Annotated in this window: 22 protein-coding genes; 2 read left to right on the top strand and 20 right to left on the bottom strand. The window is 70.0% G+C overall.

Features of this window, described 5'->3' with window-relative positions; genetic code table 11:
- The first annotated feature begins 21 nt into the window (after positions 1-21).
- Complete coding sequence (locus ACW14X_RS27205) at positions 22-1260, top strand: DUF349 domain-containing protein (RefSeq protein WP_160022890.1); 1239 nt, start codon at positions 22-24, stop codon at positions 1258-1260.
- 110 nt (positions 1261-1370) lie between these two features.
- On the opposite strand, the gene ACW14X_RS27200 is transcribed toward ACW14X_RS27205, so the two are convergent.
- From ACW14X_RS27200 to xylA, 17 genes are all read right to left on the bottom strand, one after another.
- Positions 1371-1571 carry a hypothetical protein gene (locus ACW14X_RS27200; protein ID WP_378829680.1) on the bottom strand — a complete coding sequence of 67 codons (201 nt, stop codon included), beginning with the start codon at positions 1569-1571 and terminating at the stop codon, positions 1371-1373.
- Positions 1572-1586: 15 nt separating this feature from the next.
- Entirely contained in the window at positions 1587-3902 is a 2316-nt protein-coding gene (locus ACW14X_RS27195) for a RelA/SpoT family protein (protein ID WP_160022884.1), read from the bottom strand.
- Between the two features lie 62 nt (positions 3903-3964).
- Complete coding sequence (locus ACW14X_RS27190) at positions 3965-4531, bottom strand: adenine phosphoribosyltransferase (RefSeq protein WP_160022882.1); 567 nt, start codon at positions 4529-4531, stop codon at positions 3965-3967.
- Complete coding sequence (gene secF, locus ACW14X_RS27185) at positions 4528-5769, bottom strand: protein translocase subunit SecF (protein ID WP_457163947.1); 1242 nt, start codon at positions 5767-5769, stop codon at positions 4528-4530. Before secF ends, ACW14X_RS27190 begins: the two co-directional genes overlap by 4 nt.
- The gene (secD, locus tag ACW14X_RS27180) at positions 5769-7475 is read right to left on the bottom strand and encodes a protein translocase subunit SecD (protein ID WP_160022878.1); all 1707 of its coding nucleotides are present in this window, start codon (positions 7473-7475) and stop codon (positions 5769-5771) included. The genes secF and secD overlap by 1 nt, the downstream gene beginning before the upstream one ends.
- 7 nt (positions 7476-7482) lie before the next feature.
- Positions 7483-7851 carry a preprotein translocase subunit YajC gene (gene yajC / locus ACW14X_RS27175; protein WP_160022876.1) on the bottom strand — a complete coding sequence of 123 codons (369 nt, stop codon included), beginning with the start codon at positions 7849-7851 and terminating at the stop codon, positions 7483-7485.
- A gap of 87 nt (positions 7852-7938) precedes the next feature.
- Positions 7939-9021 carry a Holliday junction branch migration DNA helicase RuvB gene (ruvB, locus tag ACW14X_RS27170; protein WP_160022874.1) on the bottom strand — a complete coding sequence of 361 codons (1083 nt, stop codon included), beginning with the start codon at positions 9019-9021 and terminating at the stop codon, positions 7939-7941.
- A gap of 6 nt (positions 9022-9027) precedes the next feature.
- Positions 9028-9627: a Holliday junction branch migration protein RuvA gene (gene ruvA, locus ACW14X_RS27165; RefSeq protein WP_457163946.1), complete on the bottom strand. Its 600-nt coding sequence runs from the start codon at positions 9625-9627 to the stop codon at positions 9028-9030.
- Positions 9624-10106: a crossover junction endodeoxyribonuclease RuvC gene (gene ruvC / locus ACW14X_RS27160; RefSeq protein ID WP_400464630.1), complete on the bottom strand. Its 483-nt coding sequence runs from the start codon at positions 10104-10106 to the stop codon at positions 9624-9626. Before ruvC ends, ruvA begins: the two co-directional genes overlap by 4 nt.
- Positions 10107-10302: 196 nt before the next feature.
- A complete protein-coding gene (locus ACW14X_RS27155) occupies positions 10303-10545 on the bottom strand; it encodes a DUF6458 family protein (protein WP_350842552.1) in 243 nt (80 codons plus the stop codon).
- Between the two features lie 120 nt (positions 10546-10665).
- Entirely contained in the window at positions 10666-11433 is a 768-nt protein-coding gene (locus ACW14X_RS27150) for a YebC/PmpR family DNA-binding transcriptional regulator (RefSeq protein ID WP_457163945.1), read from the bottom strand.
- 107 nt (positions 11434-11540) lie between these two features.
- The gene (gene pdxT / locus ACW14X_RS27145; RefSeq protein ID WP_350714975.1) at positions 11541-12113 is read right to left on the bottom strand and encodes a pyridoxal 5'-phosphate synthase glutaminase subunit PdxT; all 573 of its coding nucleotides are present in this window, start codon (positions 12111-12113) and stop codon (positions 11541-11543) included.
- The gene (gene pdxS, locus ACW14X_RS27140; RefSeq protein WP_160022862.1) at positions 12110-13006 is read right to left on the bottom strand and encodes a pyridoxal 5'-phosphate synthase lyase subunit PdxS; all 897 of its coding nucleotides are present in this window, start codon (positions 13004-13006) and stop codon (positions 12110-12112) included. Before pdxS ends, pdxT begins: the two co-directional genes overlap by 4 nt.
- A gap of 92 nt (positions 13007-13098) precedes the next feature.
- On the bottom strand, positions 13099-13872 hold the full coding sequence (locus ACW14X_RS27135) for an inositol monophosphatase family protein (RefSeq protein WP_457163944.1): 774 nt from the start codon (positions 13870-13872) through the stop codon (positions 13099-13101).
- Positions 13869-14489, bottom strand: a complete 621-nt coding sequence (pgsA, locus tag ACW14X_RS27130) for a phosphatidylinositol phosphate synthase (protein ID WP_160022858.1) — start codon at positions 14487-14489, stop codon at positions 13869-13871. Before pgsA ends, ACW14X_RS27135 begins: the two co-directional genes overlap by 4 nt.
- A 199-nt stretch (positions 14490-14688) precedes the next feature.
- Positions 14689-16083, bottom strand: coding sequence for a xylulokinase (gene xylB, locus ACW14X_RS27125; RefSeq protein ID WP_457163943.1), 1395 nt, complete (start codon positions 16081-16083; stop codon positions 14689-14691).
- 10 nt (positions 16084-16093) lie between these two features.
- Positions 16094-17248, bottom strand: a complete 1155-nt coding sequence (gene xylA / locus ACW14X_RS27120; RefSeq protein WP_457163942.1) for a xylose isomerase — start codon at positions 17246-17248, stop codon at positions 16094-16096.
- Between the two features lie 139 nt (positions 17249-17387).
- Here xylA and ACW14X_RS27115 point away from each other — a divergent pair, with 139 nt between their 5' ends.
- Positions 17388-18581 carry an ROK family transcriptional regulator gene (locus ACW14X_RS27115; protein WP_457163941.1) on the top strand — a complete coding sequence of 398 codons (1194 nt, stop codon included), beginning with the start codon at positions 17388-17390 and terminating at the stop codon, positions 18579-18581.
- On the opposite strand, the gene ACW14X_RS27110 is transcribed toward ACW14X_RS27115, so the two are convergent.
- Genes ACW14X_RS27110 through ACW14X_RS27100 form a run of 3 tightly spaced genes read right to left on the bottom strand, consistent with a single transcriptional unit; the run spans position 18578 to position 22796 of the window.
- Entirely contained in the window at positions 18578-21010 is a 2433-nt protein-coding gene (locus ACW14X_RS27110) for a beta-xylosidase/alpha-l-arabinosidase (protein ID WP_457163940.1), read from the bottom strand. The two genes, ACW14X_RS27115 and ACW14X_RS27110, sit on opposite strands and share 4 nt — an antisense overlap.
- Entirely contained in the window at positions 21007-21858 is an 852-nt protein-coding gene (locus ACW14X_RS27105; protein WP_350842542.1) for a carbohydrate ABC transporter permease, read from the bottom strand. The genes ACW14X_RS27110 and ACW14X_RS27105 overlap by 4 nt, the downstream gene beginning before the upstream one ends.
- Complete coding sequence (locus ACW14X_RS27100) at positions 21855-22796, bottom strand: carbohydrate ABC transporter permease (RefSeq protein ID WP_400463937.1); 942 nt, start codon at positions 22794-22796, stop codon at positions 21855-21857. Before ACW14X_RS27100 ends, ACW14X_RS27105 begins: the two co-directional genes overlap by 4 nt.
- Between the last annotated feature and the right edge of the window lie 33 nt (positions 22797-22829).

Here is a 22829-nt window from a genome sequence, read left to right as displayed (position 1 = left end):
CATGCGAAGAGTAGGGACATTGTGACCAGCGAGCAGTGGGGTCGGGTCGAGGAAGACGGAACGGTCTACGTGAAGACCGCTGAGGGCGAGCGTTCCGTGGGGCAATACCCGGAAGGCACGCCAGAGGAGGCGCTTGCCTTCTTCACCAACCGGTTCGACCAGCTCGCCTTCGAGGTGGAGCAGCTCGAGCGGCGCGTGCATGCGGGCAAGACGTCGCCCGACGAGGCGACCGCGGCGGTCAAGACCGTCGTGGAGAAGGTGACCGACGCCAACGCCGTCGGTGATCTGGCCTCGCTGGTGGCCCGGCTGGAGGCACTCGCTCCGGTCATCGCCACCCAGCGCGAGGCCCGCAAGGCCGAGCGGGCCGCGAAGGCGGCCGAGGCGAAGGTCGCCAAGGAGGCTCTCGTCGACGAGGCCGAGAAGCTGGCCCAGAGCAACGACTGGCGCAACGGTGCCAACCGGCTGCGCGAGCTGCTCGACCAGTGGAAGGCGCTCCCCCGCATCGACCGCGGGTCCGACGACGCGCTGTGGCGGCGCTTCTCGACGGCGCGCACCGCCTACACGCGTCGCCGCAAGGCCCACTTCGCCGAGCTCAACGCCCGGCGCGAGGACGCCAAGGTGATCAAGGAGCGGATCATCGTGGAGGCCGAGCAGCTCTCCACCTCCACCGACTGGGGCCCCACCGCCGGGCGCTACCGCGACCTGATGCGCGACTGGAAGGCCGCCGGGCCGGCGCCGAAGGATGTCGACGACAAGCTCTGGAAGCAGTTCCGGGCCGCCCAGGACGTCTTCTTCGGTGCCCGTGACGCTGCCAACGCGGCGCTCGACGCCGAGTTCGCGCAGAACGCCGTGGTCAAGGAGGGTCTGCTCGCCGAGGCACAGGAGCTCCTCCCGCTGCTGGAGAAGGGCGACGACCTCGACGCGGTCAAGCGGTCCTTCCGCGACATCGCCGACCGCTGGGACGAGGCCGGAAAGGTCCCGCGCGACCGCATCAAGGAGCTCGAGGGAGCGATGCGCAAGGTCGAGCAGGCCATCAAGTCCGCCGAGGACGACCAGTGGCGCAAGTCCGACCCGGAGAAGTCCGCTCGAGCCGACGACATGATCGCCAAGCTCGAGGAGGCCATCGCCCAGGTCGAGAGCGACCTCGCCAAGGCCCAGGCCTCGGGTGACGCCCGCAAGATCAAAAGCCTCGAGGAGAACCTCGAGTCGCGTCGTCAGTTCCTCGAGATGGCCAAGCGCGCCAGCGCCGACTTCTCCTGACCCACCCCTCGACTCGGCGCGTCTGTCCCACTCAGGCGTGCCGAGTCGGCGCGTTCTGACCAGGAATCCGGCCGAGTCGGCTCGTCATGACGAGCCGACTCGGCGTCGGGTCACAAGACGCCGGAGATCCCACCGTCAGAGCCGCCGTGGTGCGGGCGCCCCTGATACTCGGCCTCTCCCAGGGCCTGGCCCCGGTTCCGGCTCGCGACGGACTCATCGATGCCTCCCGACGGCTTTCTCAGCACCAGCCACACGATCGCGCCGATGAAGACGACGCCTGCGGCGATCAGAAACCAGGTGAACGGATCCACGAGATGCTCACTTTCTCACTGGGTGACGCGGTAGGCGTCGAAGACGCCGGGGACGGTGCGTACCTGCTTCAAGACGGTGTCCAGGTGTTTGGAGTCGGCCATCTCGAAGGAGAATCGGGACTTCGCCACGCGGTCGCGGGTGGTGGTCAGCTGGGCCGAGAGGATGTTCACGTGGGCGTCGGAGAGCGCCATCGTGATGTCGGACAGCAGCCGGGCCCGGTCGAGCGCCTCGACCTGGATGTTGACCAGGAAGACCGAGTTGGAGGTGGAGCCCCACTCGACCTCGAGCAGGCGCTCGGGGTGGGAGCGGAGCTCGGCGGCGTTGGTGCAGTCGGTGCGGTGGACCGAGACTCCCCCACCCTTGGTGACGAAGCCGAGGATCTCGTCGCCAGGCACCGGCGTGCAGCACTTGGCTAGCTTGACCCAGACGTCCGGGGAGCCCTTGACGATCACGCCGGCGTCGGAGTTGGCGGTGGAGACCTTGCCGTGTCGCCTGCGACCGACGTTGATGGCCTCGGCGAGGTCCTCGGCGGCACCGTCGTCGCCGCCGTGGTCCTCGATGACGCGGCGTACGACCGCTTGGGCGGAGAGGTGGCTCTCGCCGACCGCGGCATAGAGCGCGTCGACGTCGGCGAGGTCGAAGTGGTCGGCGGCGAGCATGAGCGACTCGCGCGACATCAGCCGCTTGAGGGGCAGGCCCTCCTTGCGCATCAGCCGGGCGATCGCGTCCTGGCCCTTCTCGATGGCCTCGTCGCGGCGCTCACGGGTGTGCCACTGCCGGATCTTCGCCTTGGCGCGGTTGGACTTGACGAAGGAGGTCCAGTCCCGCGACGGACCGGCGTTGGGCGACTTGGAGGTGAAGACCTCGACGACGTCGCCGCTCTCCAGGGTCGACTCCAGCGGCACAAGACGGCCGTTGACCCGGGCGCCGATGGTCTTGTTGCCGACCTCGGTGTGGACGGCGTACGCGAAGTCGACTGGGGTCGCGTCGGCGGGGAGCGCGATCACATCGCCCTTGGGTGTGAAGACGTAGACCTCGGTGCGCTTCATCTCGAAGCGCAGCGACTCCAGGAACTCGCCGGGGTCGTTGACCTCCGACTGCCAGTCCATGAGCTGCTTGACCCAGCTCATGTCGTTGTCCATCGGCCGGTCGGTGTCGACACCGTTGCGGCCGTCCTCCTTGTACTTCCAGTGCGCGGCGACGCCGAACTCGGCACGGCGGTGCATCGCGAAGGTGCGGATCTGCAGCTCGACCGGCTTGCCCTGCGGGCCGATCACGGTGGTGTGCAGCGACTGGTACATGTTGAACTTCGGCATCGCGATGTAGTCCTTGAAGCGCCCCAGGACGGGGTTCCACCGCGAGTGCAGGATGCCGAGGACGGAGTAGCAGTCGCGCTCGTCCTCGACCAGGATCCGGATGCCGACCAGGTCGTTGATGTCGGAGAAGTCCTTACCGCCGACGATCATCTTCTGGTAGATCGAGTAGTAGTGCTTCGGTCGGCCGGTCACCGTCGCCTTGATCCGGGCCTCGTGCAGGTCGCGCTCGACCTGGTCGATGACCTGGGCCAGGAACTTCTCCCGTGACGGGTTGCGGTCGGCGACGAGACGGACGAGCTCGTCGTACATCTTCGGGTAGAGGGTCGCGAAGGCGAGGTCCTCGAGCTCGAACTTGATGGTGTTCATGCCGAGCCGGTGGGCCAGCGGCGCATAGATGTCGAGGGTCTCGCGCGCGCTGCGCTCCTGGCTCTTCTGCGGGACGTAGCGCAGCGTACGCATGTTGTGCAGGCGGTCGGCGAGCTTGATCACCAGCACCCGGATGTCGCGGGACATCGCCACGACCATCTTGCGGATCGTCTCGGCCTGCGCGGAGTCGCCGTAGGTGACCTTGTCTAGCTTGGTGACGCCGTCGACGAGGTGGGCGACCTCCTCACCGAAGTCCCGGGTCAGCTCCTTGAGCGTGTAGGGCGTGTCCTCGACGGTGTCGTGCAGCAGCGCTGCCACCAGGGTCGGCTCGGTCATGCCGAGCTCGGCGAGGATCGTGGTCACCGCGAGCGGGTGGGTGATGTAGGGGTCGCCGCTCTTGCGCATCTGCGTGCCGTGGAGGCGTTCGGCGGTGACGTACGCCCGCTCGAGCAGGGCCAGGTCGGCCTTCGGGTGGTTGGACCTCACCGCCCGGAACAGCGGCTCCAGCACAGGATTGCCCGGCGTGCCACGTCCGCCGATCCGGGCCAGGCGCGCACGGACGCTGCGGCCCGACGGGGCCGGGCCACTGCTCTCCCGCGCCTCGATGTTGTGCGCACGAGGCTGCGCGACGATGCGATCCTCTGCCATAGCCAGAGTCTACCGGCCGCACCCGGAACGTTGGCTAGGACGACACCTGCAGAATGGACCTGTCAACTGACCAGCAGTGCGTGCACCGGCGTGTCCGGCAGCTTGCTGCGCGGGTCGAGGAAACCGAGCTCGAGCAGCACCGAGACGCCCGCGACGACGCCGCCGCAGCGCTCGACCAGCTCGATCGTGGCGGCTGCGGTGCCGCCGGTCGCGAGGACGTCGTCGATGACCAGCACCCGCTCCCCCGGCGCGACCGCGTCGGTGTGGATCTCCAGGGTGGCCTCGCCGTACTCCAGGGAGTAGGAGACCGCGTGGGTCTCGCGGGGCAGCTTGCCGGCCTTGCGGACGGGCACGAAGCCGACGCCGAGGTGCAGGGCCGCGGGGGCGCCGAGGATGAATCCTCGCGACTCCATGCCGAGCACCTTGGTGACGGTCACGTTGCCGTCGGCGTCGCGCGCCGGAGCGGCGAGCGCCTCGACCACCTGGGTGAAGCCGGCGTGGTCGGCCAGCAGCGGGGTGATGTCCTTGAAGCCGACTCCCGGCTCCGGGAAGTCGGGAACGTCGGCGACCAGCCGCTCGAGGGTTTCCTCGAGCGACCGGCCACCAGCGGCCGTCTCGGAGACAGTCACTTCCGCTTCGACCTCGACTCGCGCTTGGGCTGCGGACGCCCGGCGGCGCCGCTGTCGGAGACCGCACGGTGCTGGTCGGGTACGTTTCGGCCCCGGCCGGTCGCGGAGCGGTTGGGGCTGGTGCCCCGGCTCACGCCGGCCTCGTGGAGGTCCTCGGAGGGAGCGTCCCGGAGCTCGTCCGGCTCCTCGTCCTCCGCCACCGGCATGCCCTCGTCGAAGACCGGCACTGCGGCGTACTTGTCGGCTTCCTTCATCCGCGCGGCGGCACGCTTGTCGGCGTCGACGACGTCCTTCTCCTTCGACTTCAGGTGCACCAGCAGCGGGGTGGCGATGAAGATCGAGGAGTAGGTGCCGACGGCCATACCGACGAAGAGCACCAGAGAGATGTCCTTCAGCGAGGAGGTGCCGAGCTGGACGGTGCTGACGTAGAGGATCGCGACGACCGGCAGCAGACCGATGATCGAGGTGTTCACCGAACGGACCAGGGTCTGGTTGATCGCCAGGTTGGCCGCGGCGGCGTAGGTCTGCTTCTTCTGCGACAGGTTGCGGGTGTTCTCCTTGACCTTGTCGAAGACCACCACGGTGTCGTAGAGCGAATAGCCGAGAATCGTCAGGAAGCCGGTGACCGTTGCCGGGGTCACCTCGAACCCGACGATCGCGTAGACGCCGACCGTGATCACCACGTCGTGGAGCAGCGCGACGACGGCCGCGACCGACATCTTCCACTCGCGGAAGTAGATCCAGATGAACAGGACCACACCGACAAGGAAGATGCCCAGCGCGAGGGCCGCCTTCGAGGCGACCCGCTGGCCCCAGCTGGGGCCGATGCCGGTGCGGCTGACGTCGTCCTCGGCCACGTCGGCGGTCTTGGTGATCGCCTCCATGATCGATTCGTCCGCCTCGGAGCCGTCGGGGATCGCCTTGGTCTCGATGACGATCGACTTGCCGCCGGCCGTACGCACCGTGGCGCCGTCGGCGGCCTCGACCGCCGTGTCACCGACCGCCGTACGCAGGTCGTCGGCGAGCTCCTGGTCGGCCTGGGCGACGGTCACCGTGTAGCGCGTGCCACCGGTGAAGTCGATGCCGAGGTTGATGCCCTGGAGCGAGACACCGAGGATGACCGCGACGAGCACGACCGCAGAGGCGGCGTACCAGACCATCCGGCGGCCGACGAAGTCGAAGGACTTCTCGCCGGTGTAGAGCTCCTTGCCGAGCCGGGAGAAGGAGAACTTGCTCATCAGGCCTTGCCTCCGACCAGAGTGGTGCCCGTGGGGGCGTCGACGGTGCCGATAGCGCGCTTGTCCATGCCGGAGAGCACGTGGCCCTTGTTGAAGAAGCCCCAACCGGCCATCAGCTTCGTCATCGGGTGGGTGAACCAGAAGAACACCAGCACGTCGATGATCGTGGTCAGGCCGAGCATGAAGGCGAAGCCCTTGACCTCGTTGGTCGCGAAGACGTAGAGCACGAACGCGGCCAGGAACGAGACGCCGTCGGAGGCCAGGCAGGTGTTGCGGGCCCGGACCCAGGCGGTGTCGACGGCCACCCGCATCGAGCGGCCATCACGCATGTCGTCACGCATCCTCTCGTAGAGGATGATGAAGGAGTCGGCGGTGATGCCGATACCGACGATCAGACCGGCCACGCCCGGAAGGTCCAGGGTGACGCCGGCGGTCTCGCTGAGCAGCAGGATCATGCCGTACGTCAGCGCACCTGCCACGAGCAGAGACCCGATCACCACGATGCTCATCGCGCGGTAGTAGAGGATCGAGAAGATCACCACGAGGATCAGGCCGACCAGACCGGCCCAGAGTCCGGCGGTGAGCTGGTTTCCGGCCAGGGTCGGGCCGATGACCCGGGTCTGGATGCCGTCCTCGGGGAAGTCGAGCGGCAGCGAGCCGTACTTCAGGTTGTTGGCCAGCGCGGCGGCGGACTCCTGGGTGAAGTCGCCGCTGATCTGGGCGCCTCCGCTGATCCGCGAGTCGGCGGTCGGGGCGGAGATCACCTTGCCGTCCAGGACGATCGCGAACTGCTCACCGGTGCCGGCGATGGCGCCGGTGGTGTCGGCGAAGACCTTGTTGCCCTCGGACTTGAAGTCCAGGGTCACCACGTAGTTGGCCTGCTGCTGCGGGATGCCGTAGGAGGCCTCGCTGATCTCGGTGCCCTCGATGACGGCAGGCGTCAGCAGGTAGGGGACGCCGTCCTCGTCACAGGTCAGCAGCGGCTTTCCGGGGATGTCCTCGACCGGATCGGCGCCCGGGGCGGGGCAGGTGAAGGAGTTGTAGGCGGTCGCCCACTCCTGCGGCACGGTGCGCATGAACTTGACCGCGTCGTCGACCTTGACGACCTCGTTCTCGTTCGGCGTCTCCGGCTTGGCGCCCGCCGAGGGGCTGGCGCTCGGGTCGGCGCTCTCGGAGGCCTTCTCGGAAGCCTTGTCCGAGGCGGTCGCCTTCTCGGAGGCGCTGGCGGTCTCGCCACCGAACGCCGCGCGCGGCGAGGTGCCCGGCACGGTGCCGGCCGAGGGGTCCTCGACCATCGAGCCGCTGGGGTCCGCGGCACCACAGGTCTTCTGCGGGCTGCAGGCGACCAGGCGGAAGCGGAGCTTCGCGGTCTGGCGGACGCGCTCGGCGGTCTCCTGCTGCACCTTGCCGGTGCCGGGGATGGAGACCTTGATGACGTCGTTGCCCTCGGTGGTCACCCGGCCGCCGGTGATGCCGGAGCCGTTGACGCGCTGGTCGATGATCGCCTTGGCCTCGTCGAGGCTCTCCTTCGGGACCGATCCGCCCTCGGAGTTCTCCGCGGTCATCGAGATCTCGGTGCCGCCGCGCAGGTCGAGGCCCAGCTCGGGCTTCCAGGTGCCGGCGAACGCGATGCCGCCGAACATGATCGCAATGGCCAAGAAGAGCAGTGCGAGTGTCCGGCCGGGGCGCGCTGTCTTGCGTGCCATGTGTTGGTCAGTCCTTCTTGTCGAGGTCCACGATGACGTTCTCGGCGTCGGCGGAGGTCTCGTCGGCCGGAGCCTCGACCTCGCGCTCCTCGCCGGTCTCCTCGTCGGACTCCTCCGCAGGCGCCTCGGTGACCTTCTGGGCCACGGCCTGGCGCACGACCTGGATGACGACGCCGTCGGCGATCTCGACCTTGATGTTCGTCGTGGTCTCCTCGACCTCCGTCACCGTGCCGAAGAGCCCGGCGGTCAGCATCACCCGGTCACCCGGCTGGAGGTTGAGCTGGAGCTCACGAGCCTGCTTCGCACGCTTCTGCTGCGGCCTGATCAACAGGAAGTAGAACAGGACGATGATGACGATAAAAGGAAGGAATTCCACGGGGGTTCGGCTCCGACAGTCTGAGTGGTCACCGGCAGGCGCACGGCGACGTGCAAGTCTAACCAGGCACCTGGTTGAGACTGTGAATCAGGCCTCATCCCAGAGCGTTTCCTTGGACCAGGCCGCAGCCTCGGCGTTGGCCGGCACCGGCAGGCCGAGGTGCTCCCATGCTGCCGGGGTCGCGACCCGGCCCCGCGGCGTACGTGCCAGGAAGCCGGTACGCACCAGGAACGGCTCGGCCACCTCCTCGACCGTCTCGCGCTCCTCCCCCACCGCGACGGCGAGGGTGGAGATGCCCACCGGGCCGCCGCCGAACCTCCGGCACAGGGCGTCGAGCACGGCCAGGTCGAGGCGGTCCAGGCCGAGCGGGTCGACCTCGTAGAGATCGAGCGCCTTCTCGGCGATCTGCTGGGTCACCGTGCCGTCGGCCTTGACCTGGGCATAGTCGCGTACGCGGCGCAGCAGCCGATTGGCGATCCGTGGGGTGCCTCGGGAACGGCCGGCGATCTCGGCGGCTCCGTCGTCCTTGAGGGTGACGTCGAGCAGCCCCGCGGAGCGGCGCACGATCAGCTCGAGGTCGGCCGGGTCGTAGAGCTCGAGATGCCCGGTGAAGCCGAACCTGTCCCGGAGCGGGCCGGGAAGGAGGCCGGCGCGCGTGGTCGCTCCGACGAGCGTGAACGGCGGCAGGTCGATCGGGATCGCGGTCGCGCCCGGGCCCTTGCCGATGACCACGTCGACCCTGAAGTCCTCCATCGCCAGGTAGAGCATCTCCTCGGCGGGTCGGCTCATCCGGTGGATCTCGTCGACGAAGAGCACCTCGCCCTCGTTGAGCCCGCTCAGGATCGCGGCCAGGTCGCCGGCATGGGTGATCGCCGGACCGCTCGTGATCCGAAGCGGCGCCGACATCTCGGCCGCGATGATCATCGCGAGGGTGGTCTTGCCGAGGCCTGGCGGCCCGGACAGGAGTACGTGGTCGGGGGCCCGCTCACGCTGTCGCGCCGCCTCCAGGACGAGGCCGAGCTGCTCGCGGACGCGTTGCTGGCCGATCAGCTCGTCGAGGGTCTTCGGGCGCAGCGCGGCCTCGACGGCCCGGTCGTCACCGTCGGCCTCGGCGATGGTGAGCGAGGAGAAGTAGTCCTCCTCGGCTCGGTCCAGGTCGTCCTCGTGCATGGGTTCCTATGCCTTCGAAAGGGTGCGTAGAGCTGCCCGGAGCAGCAACGAGATGTTGGCCTGGTCGCCGGCTTCGGGCTCGATCGCGGTCACCGCCTTGTCGGCGTCCCGGGCGTTGTAGCCCAGGCCGACGAGGGCCTCGGTGACCTGGTCGCGCCACGGCGCCGCTGCGGCGGCGCGCGCAGGGGCCGAGGCGGTGCCGGTCGGGGCGCCGATCCTGTCCTTGAGCTCCAGGATGATCCGCTGGGCACCCTTCTGCCCGATGCCGGGGACCTTGGTGAGGGTCTTGGCGTCCTCGCCCGCGATGGCCAGGCGGATGCCGTCGGGCGAGAGGACGGCGAGCATCGCCTGGGCGAGCTTCGGGCCGACACCGGAGGCGGTCTGGAGAAGCTCGAAGAGCGTGCGCTCGTCTGTGTCGGTGAAGCCGAAGAGGGTCAGCGAGTCCTCGCGCACGACCAGGCTGGTCGGCAGGTGCGCCTCCTCGCCGGTGCGGAGCGTGGCCAGCGTGTTGGGCGTGCAGAGCAGCTCGATGCCGATCCCGCCGACCTCGACGACGGCGGTGGAGAGACTGACGGCGGCGACCTTGCCGCGTACGGACGCGATCACTTCTTTGTCCTTCCGGCCGCGGCGAGCGCGGCCTCGATGCGGTTCTGGGCGCCTCCGCGCCACTGGTGGGTGATGGCCAGCGCCAGCGCGTCGGCGGCATCGGCGGGCTTGGGCGGGGTCGAGAGCCGCAGGATGCGGGTCACCATGGCGGTCACCTGAGCCTTGTCGGCGCGGCCGTTGCCCGAGACGGCGGCCTTGACCTCCGAGGGCGTGTGCAGGGCGACCGGGAGACCGCGCCGCGCGGCGCAGACCATCGCCAGGCCGCTGGCCTGGGCCGTACCCATGATCGTGGAGACGTTGGACCGCGCGAAGATCCGCTCGATCGCGACCGCGTCGGGCCGGTGCTCCTCGATCCAGGCGTCGATCCCCTTCTCGATGGTCACCAGCCGCTCCCAGACGGGGAGATCGGAGGACGTACGGATCACGCCGACGTCCACCATCGACAGCGGCCTGCCGAGCGAGCCGTCGACCACGCCCATCCCGCACCGGGTCAGGCCGGGGTCGATCCCAAGCACGCGCACTGAAGCACCTCTTCCACTACGACCGGGCCGGCCGGGTGTCGAACGTCTGTTCGTAGACTACCTGCCGGCCGCTGCCTCCGGCGCTACGACACCCTCATTCAGGATGACGCAACGCGCCTCGGAGGTCACCAGTCGCTGTAGAGGCCTCCTGCGCTCACAGGCTGTCGGTCCGCCGCTCCTCGACGGTCTCCGTACCGTCCGCATGCCTCCGCCTCGCGACCGTGCGTGAGCGACCGCCGGTGTTCAGCGTCACAGCGGTCAGGATCAGCACCAACGCTCCGACGGCGGCCAGGATCCAGCCGATCATCGTCAGATCGACCCCGCTGACCGAGACGTGCACAGCCAGCGCCAGGACCAGCCCGACCACGAGCAGAATCGCTCCTACGCCGTATCCCATCGTGTCCTCCTTCCAGCGGGAACGCGCCCTGGTGGCGGTTCGCGACCTTCCGGGTACCCGGCATCCACCCCGGGCATGAGCCGGTACGTAAGGGGACGACAGCGCGCTCGGCGCCGCAGGTCAGGCGTCGACGGTCTCCATGACCTCATCGGGAACGTCGGCGTTGGAGAAGACGTTCTGGACGTCGTCGAGGTCGTCGACGGCGTCGATGAGCTTGAAGACCTTCTCGGCGGACGAGGCGTCGGCGACCGGGATGTCCATGCTCGCGACGAACTGGACCTCGGCGGAGTCGTAGTCGATGCCGGCGTCCTGCAGCGCGGTGCGGACCGCGACGACGTCGGACGGGTCGGAGACGATCTCGAAGGACTCACCGAGGTCGTTGACGTCCTCGGCACCGGCGTCGAGGGTGGCCTCGAGGAGGTCGTCCTCGGAGATCTCCTTGCCCTCCTGCGCCTTGGCCACGACGACGACGCCCTTGCGGTCGAAGAGGCGACTCACCGAGCCGGGGTCGGCCATGGTGCCGCCGTTGCGGGTGACCGCGGTGCGCACCTCCATGGCCGCCCGGTTGCGGTTGTCGGTCAGACACTCGATGAGGAGCGCGACGCCCTGGGGGCCGTAGACCTCGTACATGATCGTGTCGTAGCTGACCCCGCCGCCGTCGAGTCCACCGCCGCGCTTGACCGCGCGGTCGATGTTGTCGTTGGGGACCGACTGCTTCTTGGCCTTCTGGATGGCGTCATAGAGGGTCGGGTTGCCCGACGGGTCGGGACCGCCGGTCTTGGCTGCGATCTCGATCGTCTTGATGAGCTTGGCGAAGAGCTTGCCGCGCTTGGCGTCGATCGCCGCCTTCTTGTGCTTCGTCGTTGCCCACTTGGAGTGGCCGCTCATCTGGAAACCGTCCTTTGCCCCGCGTCGTCGCTGATGCTTGTCGAGCCGCCTCCGGAGTCAACACAGGGCAGCATGCCCCCATCTTAACTACGTGCGGTACGTCACCGTCAGCAGCAGGTGTCGACGAAGAGCTGGTGCAGCCGGTCGTCGGCATTGACCTCGGGGTGGAACGAGGTCGCCATGAGCTGGTTCTGACGTACGGCGACGGGGTGCTCCCCCACGCTCGCCAGCACCTCGACACCTGGGCCGATCTCCTCGACCCAGGGCGCTCGGATGAAGACGGCGTGGACCGTCTCGTCCAGCCCGGTGACCTCCAGGTCAGTCTCGAACGACTCCGTCTGCCGCCCGAAGGCGTTGCGCCGGACCGTGATGTCGAGCCCGCCGATGGTCTCCTGGCCCTGGGCCGCGTCGAGCAGCCGGTCGGCCAGGAGCACCATCCCGGCGCAGGTGCCGAGCGCCGGCATCCCGCCCCGGACCCGCTCGCGGAGCGGGTCGAGCAGGTCGAACGTACGCGCCAGGCGCCACATCGCCGTCGACTCACCGCCGGGGATGACGAGCGCGTCGCACGCGTCGAGCTCCTCCCGGCGGCGTACGGACGTTCCCTTCACCCCCAGGCGGTCGAGGGCGGCGAGGTGCTCGCGGACGTCGCCCTGGAGGGCGAGTACGCCGAGGGTGGTCACCAGCCGCGCTCCGCGAACTGGATCGACCTGGCCGGCTCGTCGACGTTGATGCCGACCATGGCCTCGCCGAGGCCGCGGGAGACCTTGGCGACGACGTCGGGGTCGTCGTGGAAGGTGGTCGCCTTGACGATCGCCTCGGCGCGCTGGACCGGGTTGCCGGACTTGAAGATGCCGGAGCCGACGAAGACGCCCTCGGCGCCGAGCTGCATCATCATCGCGGCGTCGGCCGGGGTCGCGATGCCACCGGCGGTGAACAGGACGACCGGGAGCTTGCCGTTCTCGGCGACCTCCTTGACCAGCTCGTAGGGAGCCTGGAGCTCCTTGGCGGCCACGTAGAGCTCGTCCTCGGCGAGGGCGCCGAGGCGGCGGATCTCGCGGCGGATCGTACGCATGTGGGTGACCGCGTTGGACACGTCACCGGTGCCGGCCTCGCCCTTGGAGCGGATCATCGCCGCACCCTCGGTGATGCGGCGCAGGGCCTCGCCGAGGTTGGTCGCGCCGCACACGAACGGCACGGTGAAGGCCCACTTGTCGATGTGGTTCTCGTAGTCGGCCGGGGTCAGCACCTCGGACTCGTCGATGTAGTCCACCCCGAGGCTCTGGAGCACCTGGGCCTCGGCGAAGTGGCCGATCCGGGCCTTGGCCATGACCGGGATGGAGACGGCCTCGATGATGCCGTCGATCATGTCGGGGTCGGACATGCGGCTCACGCCGCCCTGGGCGCGGATGTCGGCGGGGACGCGCTCGAGCGCCATCACCGCCACCGCCCCGGCGTCCTCGGCGATCTTCGCCTGCTCGGCGGTGACCACGTCCATGATCACGCCGCCCTTGAGCATCTCCGCCATCCCGCGCTTGACTCGCGAGGTTCCCGTCTCGTTCATGCTTGTTGCCATGGGGCGATCGTAGGTCGGGAACAGACGTACGCCACCCTCGGAAAGGCCTGGTCAGGCCACTGTTCCCAAAGTGGACTGCTCCAAGTGGACTGCTACCCGGTCAACGCCTCGGCGGCCTCGGCCACCGCGGTGGGGGTGCCGGCAAGCGACCAGGTGACACCACCGGCCTCCACCTGGGTCGTGGCTCCGCCGGCGCCCAGGACGAGGGCGGCGCCGGGAAGGCGGTCCCAGTCGGGGACGGAGTGCTGACAGAAGAGGTGGAGCTTTCCCTGGGCGATGGCGGTGAGGTCCATCGAGCCGGAGCCGAGGATCCGGATGGAGGCGGCCTGGCTGGCGACGCGGACGTACGCCTCGCCGACCGGATGCTTCAGCTTCGAGGGGTGGAGGTAGGTGGTGAGGCAGGCGAGCGCGAGCGGCGTATCCGGCATCGCGTCGATCCGGACGCCGTTGCGGGTCGTGGGCAGCTCGGGGCCGCCGACGTAGACCGCGTCCTCGGTGGGCGAGTAGATCGCACCCAGGACGATGCCGTCGCCGTCGGTCAGCGCCAGCGCCGAGCACCACCAGTCGAGTCCGCGTACGAAGTTGTAGGTGCCGTCGACCGGGTCGATGGTCCACACCCGGCCGGTGGTCGACTCGCGGGCCGAGCCCTCCTCGCCGAGGATGCCGTCACCCGGGTGCTCGGCCGTCAGGCGTTCGACGATCGCCTTCTCGGCGGTTTTGTCGGCGGCGGTGACCAGGTCGGAGACCGAGGTCTTGGTCTCGATCGAGTCGCCGATGCCCTCGATCCGCATCTTCGCGGCGAGCGAGCCGGCGCCGCGGACGAGCTCCGCGGCCAGGCGTACGTCTGCCTCGGTCGGCGCGGTCATGACGCCGCCTCCTCGGCGAGGGCCTGCTTGCGGACGGTCCAGACGCGCTGGCCGACGGTGACGGTCGAGGCGACGGCGAGGATCCACAGCGCGATGTAGATCAGCAGGTCGAGGGAGAAGATGCCGGCGAAGCCGGTCATGACCAGGACCAGAACCAGCCGGTCGGCGCGCTCGGCGATGCCGACGTTGGCGGTGAACCCCAGGGACTCGGCGCGGGCGCGGGCGTAGGAGGTGACCGCGCCCATCACGACGCACCACAGGGTCAGCGCGAGGTAGAGGTCGGAGTCGCCCGGGCCGGCGAAGTAGAGCGCCAGGCCACCGAAGACCGCGCCGTCGCCGATCCGGTCGAGGGTGGAGTCCCAGAAGGCACCGAACTTGCTCGTGCGGCCCACGGCACGCGCCATCGCACCGTCGATCAGGTCGCTGAAGACGAAGCAGGTGATGAAGATCGTGCCCGCCAGCAGCTCGCCGCGCGGGTAGAACGCCAGCGCGCCGACCGCTACTCCGATGGTGCCGACGAGCGTCACGAGGTCGGGGCTGATCTTCAGCGCCACGAACAGCCGGACGATGGGCGCGAGGACGACTCCCTGAACGAAGCCTTTGATGTGATCCAACATGGCGCGGCCACGCTATCGGATCCCGCCGAGGCGTCACCTGCGCGCGCCGAAACGTCACCCACATTCTGCCGAAGCGTCACCCGGTCGGCCGAGGCGTCACTCGCGTCGGCCGAGAGGTCAGCGGGTGACATCTCGGCCGACGTACGTGACGCCTCGGCCGACGTACGTGACGCCTCGGCCGACCGGGGTGACGTCTCGGCTATACGCCTTCGGTCAGGTCGCGGACCTCGGCGTAGCGGGCGCGTACGGCGGGGTCGGGGTCGGCCTCGTAGGTCTCGGTGCCGGCGAGCTCCCAGGTCGGCGGCTCCTCGCCGCCGGTGAGGAGCCAGGCGGCCTGGCGGGCGGCGCCGTCGGCGACGTACTCCCCCGGCTCGGGGACGAGGACGGGGTGGCCGAGGACGACCGGGGCGAGACGGCGTACGGCCTCGGAGCGAGCGCCGCCGCCGACGAGGAGGACGCGGTCGACCGCGACGCCCTGGGACTTCAGCGCGTCGATGCCGTCGGCGAGGCCGCAGAGCAGTCCCTCGACGGCGGCGCGCGCGAGGTAGGCGGGCTCGGCCGTGGCCAGGGTCAGTCCGTGGATCACGCCACGAGCCGACGGGCGGTCGGGGGTGCGCTCGCCCTCGAGGTAGGGGACGAGGACCAGGCCGCCGGAGCCCGAGGGGGCCCCGAGCGCCAGCCGGGAGAGCTCCTCGTGGCTCACCCCGAGCAGCCGGGTGGTCGCGTCGAGGACGCGCGCTGCGTTGAGGGTGGCGACCAGCGGCAGGTAGCGGCCGGTCGCGTCGGCGAAGCCCGCCACGGTGCCGGACGCGTCCGAGGTGGGTGTCTCCGAGACCGCGCAGGCGACCCCGGAGGTGCCGATGGAGACGACCACGTCGCCGGGCCGGGCGCCGACGCCGAGGGCCGCGCCGGCGTTGTCGCCGCAGCCGGGGCCGAGCAGCGCCCCGGCCGGCGTACGTCCGGCCGAGGCCGAGGGCGCGAGCACCTCCGGCAGCACGACGTCGTCCCGCCCGAGAGCGCGTTTGAGCAGGTCGCGACGGTATTCGCCGGTCACCGCCGAGTAGTAGCCGGTGCCGCTGGCGTCGCTCCGGTCCGTACGCAGCGCCTCCAGCCCCGGGGCACCCGCGAGCTTCCAGGTCAGCCAGTCGTGGGGCAGGCACACCGCCGCGACCCGCGCCGCCGACTCCGGCTCGTGCTCGGCGAGCCAGCGCAGCTTGGTGGCGGTGAAGCTGGCGACCTGCACCGACCCGACGGCATCGGCCCAGGCCGCGGCACCCAGCTCGGAGTTGAGCGCGGCGGCCGCGCCGGCCGAGCGGGTGTCGTTCCACAGCAGCGCGGGGCGTACGACCTCTCCGGCCTCGTCCAGGCACACCATCCCGTGCTGCTGCCCGCCGACGGAGACGGCGGCGACATCATCGAGCCCGCCGGCCGCCTCGGCGGCCGACTCGAGGGCGGTCCACCACGCCGCCGGGTCCACCTCCGTGCCTTCGGGGTGCGGCGCGGAGCCGGAGCGCACCAGCGCGCCGGTCTCCGCGTCACGGACGACGACCTTGCAGGACTGGGTCGAGGAGTCGACCCCGGCGACGAGCGGCATGCCCGGCAACCTAGCGAAGCCCGAGGAGGTGGTCCATGGCCAGCTGGTCGAGGTGCTCGAACGCGTAGCCGTGGTCCAGCTTCTCGATGTCGTAGGTCGCCGTGCGGATGTCCTCGAGCGTCTCGCCCTCGGCCAGGGTCGGCACGGAGAGCTCCTCGACCTGCGAGGCCTCGAGCGCAGCCTTGACCTCCGGGTCCGCCCGGAAGGCCTTGGCCCGCTCACGCAGCACCAGGTAGTTGCGCATGCAGCCCGCGGCCGACGCCCACACGCCGTCCTCGTCCTCGGTGCGCGGCGGCTTGAAGTCGAAATGGCGCGGGCCGTCGTAGCCCTTGGACTCCAGCAGGTCGACCAGGTTGAACGCACCGCGCAGGTTGCCGGCGCCGAAGCGGAGGTCCTGGTCGAAACGCGGGCCGTGCTGGCCGTTGAGGTCGATGTGGAAGAGCTTGCCGTGCCACAGCGCCTGGGCGACGCCGGAGGCGAAGTTGAGCCCGGCCATCTCCTCGTGACCGACCTCCGGGTTGAGGCCGACCAGCTCGGGGCGGTCGAGGGTGTTGATGAAGGCGAGCGCGTGGCCGATGGTCGGCAGCAGGATGTCGCCGCGGGGCTCGTTGGGCTTCGGCTCGATGGCGAACCGGATGTCGTAACCCTGCTCGGTCACGTAGTCGCCGAGCAGGTTGACCGCCTCGCGGTAGCGGTCCAGCGCCGCCGCGATGTCCTTGGAAGCGTGAGACTCGGCGCCCTCACGGCCACCCCACATGACGTACGTCGTGGCGCCGAGCTCGGCGGCGAGGTCGATGTTGCGCGCGACCTTGGCGATCGAGTAGCGGCGCACCTCGCGGTCGTTCGAGGTGAAGCCACCGTCACGGAAGACCGGGTGACCGAAGAGGTTGGTGGTGGCCATCGGCACCTTGAGACCGGTCTCGTCCAGCGCGGCCTTGAGCTTGTCGATCTCCGCCTGGCGCTCGGCGTCGCTCGCGTCGATCGCGAAGACGTCGTTGTCGTGGAAGGTGATGCCGTAGGCGCCGAGCTCGGCCAGCTTGTGCACCGAGTGGGCGACGTCGAGGTGAGGCCGGCTCGCCGAGCCGAACACGTCCTGCCCGTTCCAGCCCACGGTCCACAGCCCGAAGGTGAACTTGTCCTCGGAGGTGGGGGTGTAATCCGTCATAGCCTTGCTTCCTCACATTAGTTCATGACTCGGACTATATGAGGATCATGAAACGCGACGGCCGTCACATTGTCAACCCTTTGGACACCTGCAAGCGGGTCGCTTGACCTAAAGTTCAGAACTTGGTCTAATCCCGTGCATGACCGTCAGAACCGAGCCTGCCCAGCATGCCGGGATGCGGGCGAGCAATCTCGCGCTCGTGCTCGGCGAGGTCGCCCGCACCAGCCCGGTCTCCCGGGCGCAGGTCGCTGCGCGCACCGGCCTGACGAAGTCGTCGGTATCCGGGCTGGTGTCCGATCTGATCTCCGCCGGCCTGATCCAGGAGAGCGCCCCGGCCGCTACCGAGCGCGGCCGGCCCGCCACGGCGCTCAACCTCGCTCCCGGAGGCGTCGCCGGCCTCGGTCTGGAGGTCAACGTCGACTACCTGGCTGCCGTGGTGACCGACCTGACCGGCGTGCCGCGCTACCACCACGTCGTACGCCGGGACAACCGCGGCCGCGAGGTCGAGGAGGTGGTCGCCGACCTCATCGATCTGGCCCGCACCGCCGCCGGCAGCGCCACCTCCCAGGGTCTGCCGCTGTCCGGAGCCTGCGTGGCCGTGCCCGGCCTGACCGTCGAGGGAGCCGTCGTACGCACCCCCAACCTCGGCTGGGCCCGGGTCGACCTCGCCGACGCCGTCGGCGAGGGCACCGGGCTCGAGGTCGATGTCGAGAACGAGGCCAACCTGGCGGCTCTCGGCGAGATGTGGTTCGGCGGTCACGAGCACGACGGCGCTCCCCTGCGCGACTTCGTGCACGTCTCCGGCGAGATCGGCATCGGTGGCGGCATCGTGATCGGCGGCGAGGTCTTCCGCGGCGCGCACGCGGGCGCCGGCGAGCTCGGCCATGTCGTGGTGGCCCCCGACGGCCCGCGATGCGGCTGCGGCGGCCACGGCTGCCTGGAGCGGATGGCCGGGCAGCAGGAGATCCTCGCCCGCGCGCAGGTGGCGACGATGGCCGACCTCACCCGGGCCTGCGAGGCCGGCGATCAGGCGGCGCTCGATGCCGTCGCCGACGCCGGCCGGCACCTCGGAGTCGCGCTCGCCTCGGTGATCACCCTCCTCGACCCCACCGCGATCGTGCTCGGTGGCGCGTTCGCCACGCTCGCGCCCTGGCTGACCGCGGCGACCGCGGCCTCGATCAGCCACCACACCGGTGCCGTCGAACCGCCCCGGCTGCTGGTCTCCGGGCTCGGCAGCGACGCCGCCGTGCGGGGAGCGGCCGGGACCGTCGTACGCCGCGTCATCGCCGATCCCGCCGCCCATCTCGCCCGGCAGACCGCCCAGCGCTCCTAGCGCGAGACCGTCACCGTCGTGATCCGCCGGTCAGCGGTGCTGACCCGGTGGACGTCACCGGTGACGGTGACCAGCGCCTTGTCGATGCCCGACTCACCGGCGGCGGACGCCACCTCGACGTCGGAGAGCTCGTCGATGCCCTCGGCGACGCCGGTGGCGACCTTCTCGCCCGCCGAGGCGGCGACCCAGACCTCGACCTCACCGGGCTCGACGACCCGGACGAGGTCGCGGTCGGTGAAGGCCAGCCGGGTCGTGGGCACCTCGAAGCGCACCGTCGCCGACTCACCCGCCCGCAGCGCGACCCGCTGGTAGCCGAGCAGCTGCGAGACCGGTCTGGCCACCGAGGCCAGCAGGTCGCGGCCGTAGAGCTGGACCACGTCCACACCGGCGACATCACCGAGGTTGGTGACGGTCACCTCCACCCCGAACGTGCCGCCGGCCTCGACCGAGCGGTCGGCCGAGAACCCGCTGTAGCAGAAGGTGGAGTAGGAGAGCCCGAAGCCGAACGGCCGCACCGGCGTGGAGTCCGCGGAGGTCACCCCGGAGGGGCCGCCGAGGATGGGGTGCAGGTAGGTGTAGGGCTGGGCCCCGGCCGAGCGCGGCAGGGTCACCGGCAGCCGCCCGGAGGGGTTGACGGCGCCGGTGAGGACACGGGCGATCGCGGGTCCGCCCTCCTCGCCCGGGAAGAACGTCTGCAGCACCGCCGCGGGACGGGCGGCGCCATTCTGATCGCCTCGGGCTCCGCTTCGGCCGTCGAGGGCCCAGCCGATGGCGTACGGCCTGCCGGTGACGAGCACCAGGATCGTCGGGGTCCCGGTGGCGACCACGGCCTCGACCAGCTCGCGCTGGACGCCGGGCAGATCGAGGGACTCGGTGTCGTTGCCCTCCCCCACGGTGCCCTTGCCGAACAGGCCCGCCTGGTCGCCGGCGACGACCACGGCCACCTCGGCCCGTCGAGCCGCCTCGACGGCGGCCGCGATCCCGGCGGTGTCGGTGCCCTCGACCTCGCAGCCCTGGACGACCTCGATCTCGGCGCCGTCCAGCTCGGCCCGCAGCGCCTCCGCGATCGTCGGCACCTCGATCCCGAGCGCGACGTCGGGATGGTGAGCGAGGACGTGGTTGGGGAAGGAGTAGCACCCCATCAGCGCCTCGGCGCGGTCGGCGTTGGGCCCGATCAACGCGAGCCTGGTGGCGTTCGGAGCGAGCGGGAGGGTACCGTCGTTGGCCAGCAGGACCACCGACTCCTCGGCCAGGCGGCGAGCCACGTCACGGTGGGCCGGCGTGTCCAGGTCGATGTCGGTCGGCGGCTCGGCGGTGAACTCCTCGTCGAGCAGCCCCAGCTCCTCCTTCGCGGCCAGCGCTCGCAGAACGGCACGGTCGATGACCGCCTCGTCCACCTCGCCAGCCCGGACCAGCGCGGCCAGGGGCTCCAGGAACGCGTCTCCGCTGGGCAGCTCGACGTCGATCCCGGCCTCCAGAGCCATCGCGGCGGCGTGGCCACGGTCCGCCGCGACCCCGTGCATGAGGGCGAGGAAGGCGACCGCGAAGTAGTCGGCCACCACCGTTCCGTCGAAGCCCCACTCCTCGCGCAGCAGCCCGGTGAGCAGCTCGGTGTGAGAAGCCATGGGGACGCCGTCGACGTCGTTGTAGGCGTTCATCACCGACCGTGCGCCGCCGTCGAGGACGGCCATCTCGAAGGGCGGCAGGAAGGTGTCCGCCAGCTCGCGCGGGCCCGCGGCGACCGGCGCGTGGTTGCGTCCGGCCCGCGAGCCGGAGTAGCCCACGAAGTGCTTCAACGTCGCCTGGATGCCGGCTGACTGCAGCCCCCGGACGTACGCGGTCCCGACCGTCCCGACCACGTAGGGGTCCTCGGAGATGGCCTCCTCGGTGCGCCCCCAGCGCGGGTCCCGGATCACGTCGAGCACCGGCGCGAGGCCCTGGTGCACGCCCAACGTACGCATCGAGGACCCGATCAACGACGCCATCTCCTCGACGAGCTCGGGGTCGAAGGCGGCGCCCCAGGCCAGGGGCGTCGGGAAGCAGGCCGCCTTCCAGGCGGCCAGCCCGGTGAGGCACTCCTCGTGGACCAGGGCGGGGATGCCCAGCCTGGTCTCGCGCAGCAGCCGGCGCTGCTCCTGCCACAACCACGCCGCCCGCTCGGCCGGTTCGACCGGACGGGTGCCGTAGACACGGGTGAAGTGGCCGATGCCGTGCTCGGTGACCTCGGCGAGCCGCTCGGGTGCGCCGGCGGTCATCTCGTCGGCCAGGGGCGCGACGACCTCGTCGCCGTGGTCGATCCAGAAGCCGACGAGCTGCGCCAGCTTCTCCTCGAGTCTCATCCGCGCGTGCAACTCGCGCACCCGCGTCGACACCTGCGGCCAGGCACGCAGCTGGGCTTGCTCCTGCGCTCGCTCCTGGGCTTCAGTCATCCCTTCACCGCTCCTTGCAGTCCGGAGACGATCCGCCGCTGCAGGGCCAGGAACAGCACCAGCGCGGGGATCATCGCAATCGTCGTGAACGCCAGGACACCGGCGGTGTCGGCGGAGTGCTCGGTGGAGAAGTCGGCCACCCCGAGCGGCAGCGTGCGCATGTCGTCCTGCAGCAGCAGGAGCGGAAGGATGTAGGCGTTCCAGGAGGTCACGAAGGCGAGCACCGCCACCGTGATCACCCCCGGCATCGACAGCGGCAGCATGATCCGCCAGAAGACACCGATCCGCGAGGCGCCGTCGATCAGCGCCGCCTCCTCGAGCTCGCGCGGCAGCGCCATCAGGAACGGCCGCAGGATCACCACCGTCAGCGGCAGCGCGAACGCCGCCTGCGGCAGCGCCACACCCCACCAGGTGTTGCCCATCCCCAGGTCGCGGGTGACCAGGATGAACAGCGGGATCACCGCCACCGCTGCCGGGAAGAGCAGGCCGAGCACGAAGACCATGAACAGCGCCTCGCGGCCCTTGAACCGGTAGCGCGCCAGCGGGTAGGCGGCCATCACCCCGAAGACGACCGCGACCACCGTAGTGATGACCGCGATGACCGTCGAGTTGATCGCGTACGTCCAGAACGACGCGCCGCTCAGCACGCTGGCGTAGTTCGACGTGACCCACGGGTCGGGCAGCCCGGTCGGCTTCTCGGCCAGCTGGGCGTTGGTGCGGAAGCCGCCCATCGCGCCGTAGAGCACCGGCCCGACGGTGATCGCCACGACGATCAGCGAGACCAGGTAGACCAGCACGTTGTTGCCGCCGCGCCGGCCGCGCGGCGCCAGGTTCGTCGTCACACTCATGCCGCCTCCTTGGTGTCTCGGCGCAGCACGACCAGCTGGTAGACCAGCGCCATCACGAACGCGATCGCGAACAGGACCACCGACGCGGCCCCGGCGATGCCGTAGTTGTGCCGGTTGGTGCCCTCGTCGATCAGGTACGTCGCCATCGTGGTCGTCGCGTCGGCGGGACCACCGCCGGTGAGGACCCAGATCATGTCGAAGCACTGGATCGAGCCGATCATCGACAGGAAGCACCAGGTGCGGATCGTCGGGCCGAGCAGCGGGATGCTGATTCGCCACTGCGTCTGCCACCAGCTGGCACCGTCGAGCTGTGCCGCCTCGTAGAGCTCCTCGGAGACACCCTGCAGGCCGGCGAGGAACAGCAGGACCGCCAGGCCGAGGTACTTCCAGGTCAGCACCGCGAGCACCACCCACAGGGCGACCTCCGGGGTGCCGAGCCAGCCCTCCTCGGGCGGGCTGAGACCGATCCCGTTCATGAGGGCGTCGACCAGGCCGTACTCGGGCTGCAGCAGCTGGAACCAGATGACGCCGGCGATGACCTCGGCCAGGACGTACGGCACGAAGATCAGCGTCCGCAGCACCCCCTGCCCCGCCATCTTGCGGTTGAGCAGCAGCGCGATGGCCACGCCCAGGGGCAGCTGCACGACGATCGAGCCGACCACGATGATCATGTTGTGGGCGACCGCGTCCCGGAAGACGCTGTCGGCCAGCACCTCGGCGTAGTTCTCGAACCCGACGAAGTCGTCGAGCGGACCGAGGCCCTTCCAGTCGTAGAGGGAGAACCGCGCCGCGGTGAGGATCGGCCAGGCGACGAACAGGGCCATCAGGGCCAGGGCCGGGGTGACGAAGAACGCGATCTCCGCCCACTGACGCCAGCCGTCTCGTGACCGGTGCGGTCGCCCCGAGGTGACCGCACCGGTAGTTGCTTCAGAGCTCACGAGGCGACCGTGCCTCCCGAGGGCGTGCTTCGG

The organism is Nocardioides sp. YJ-D4 (assembly GCF_054031495.1).
The sequence above is the reverse complement of the archived record's forward strand: the minus strand, read 5'-3'. Positions and strand labels throughout refer to the sequence as shown.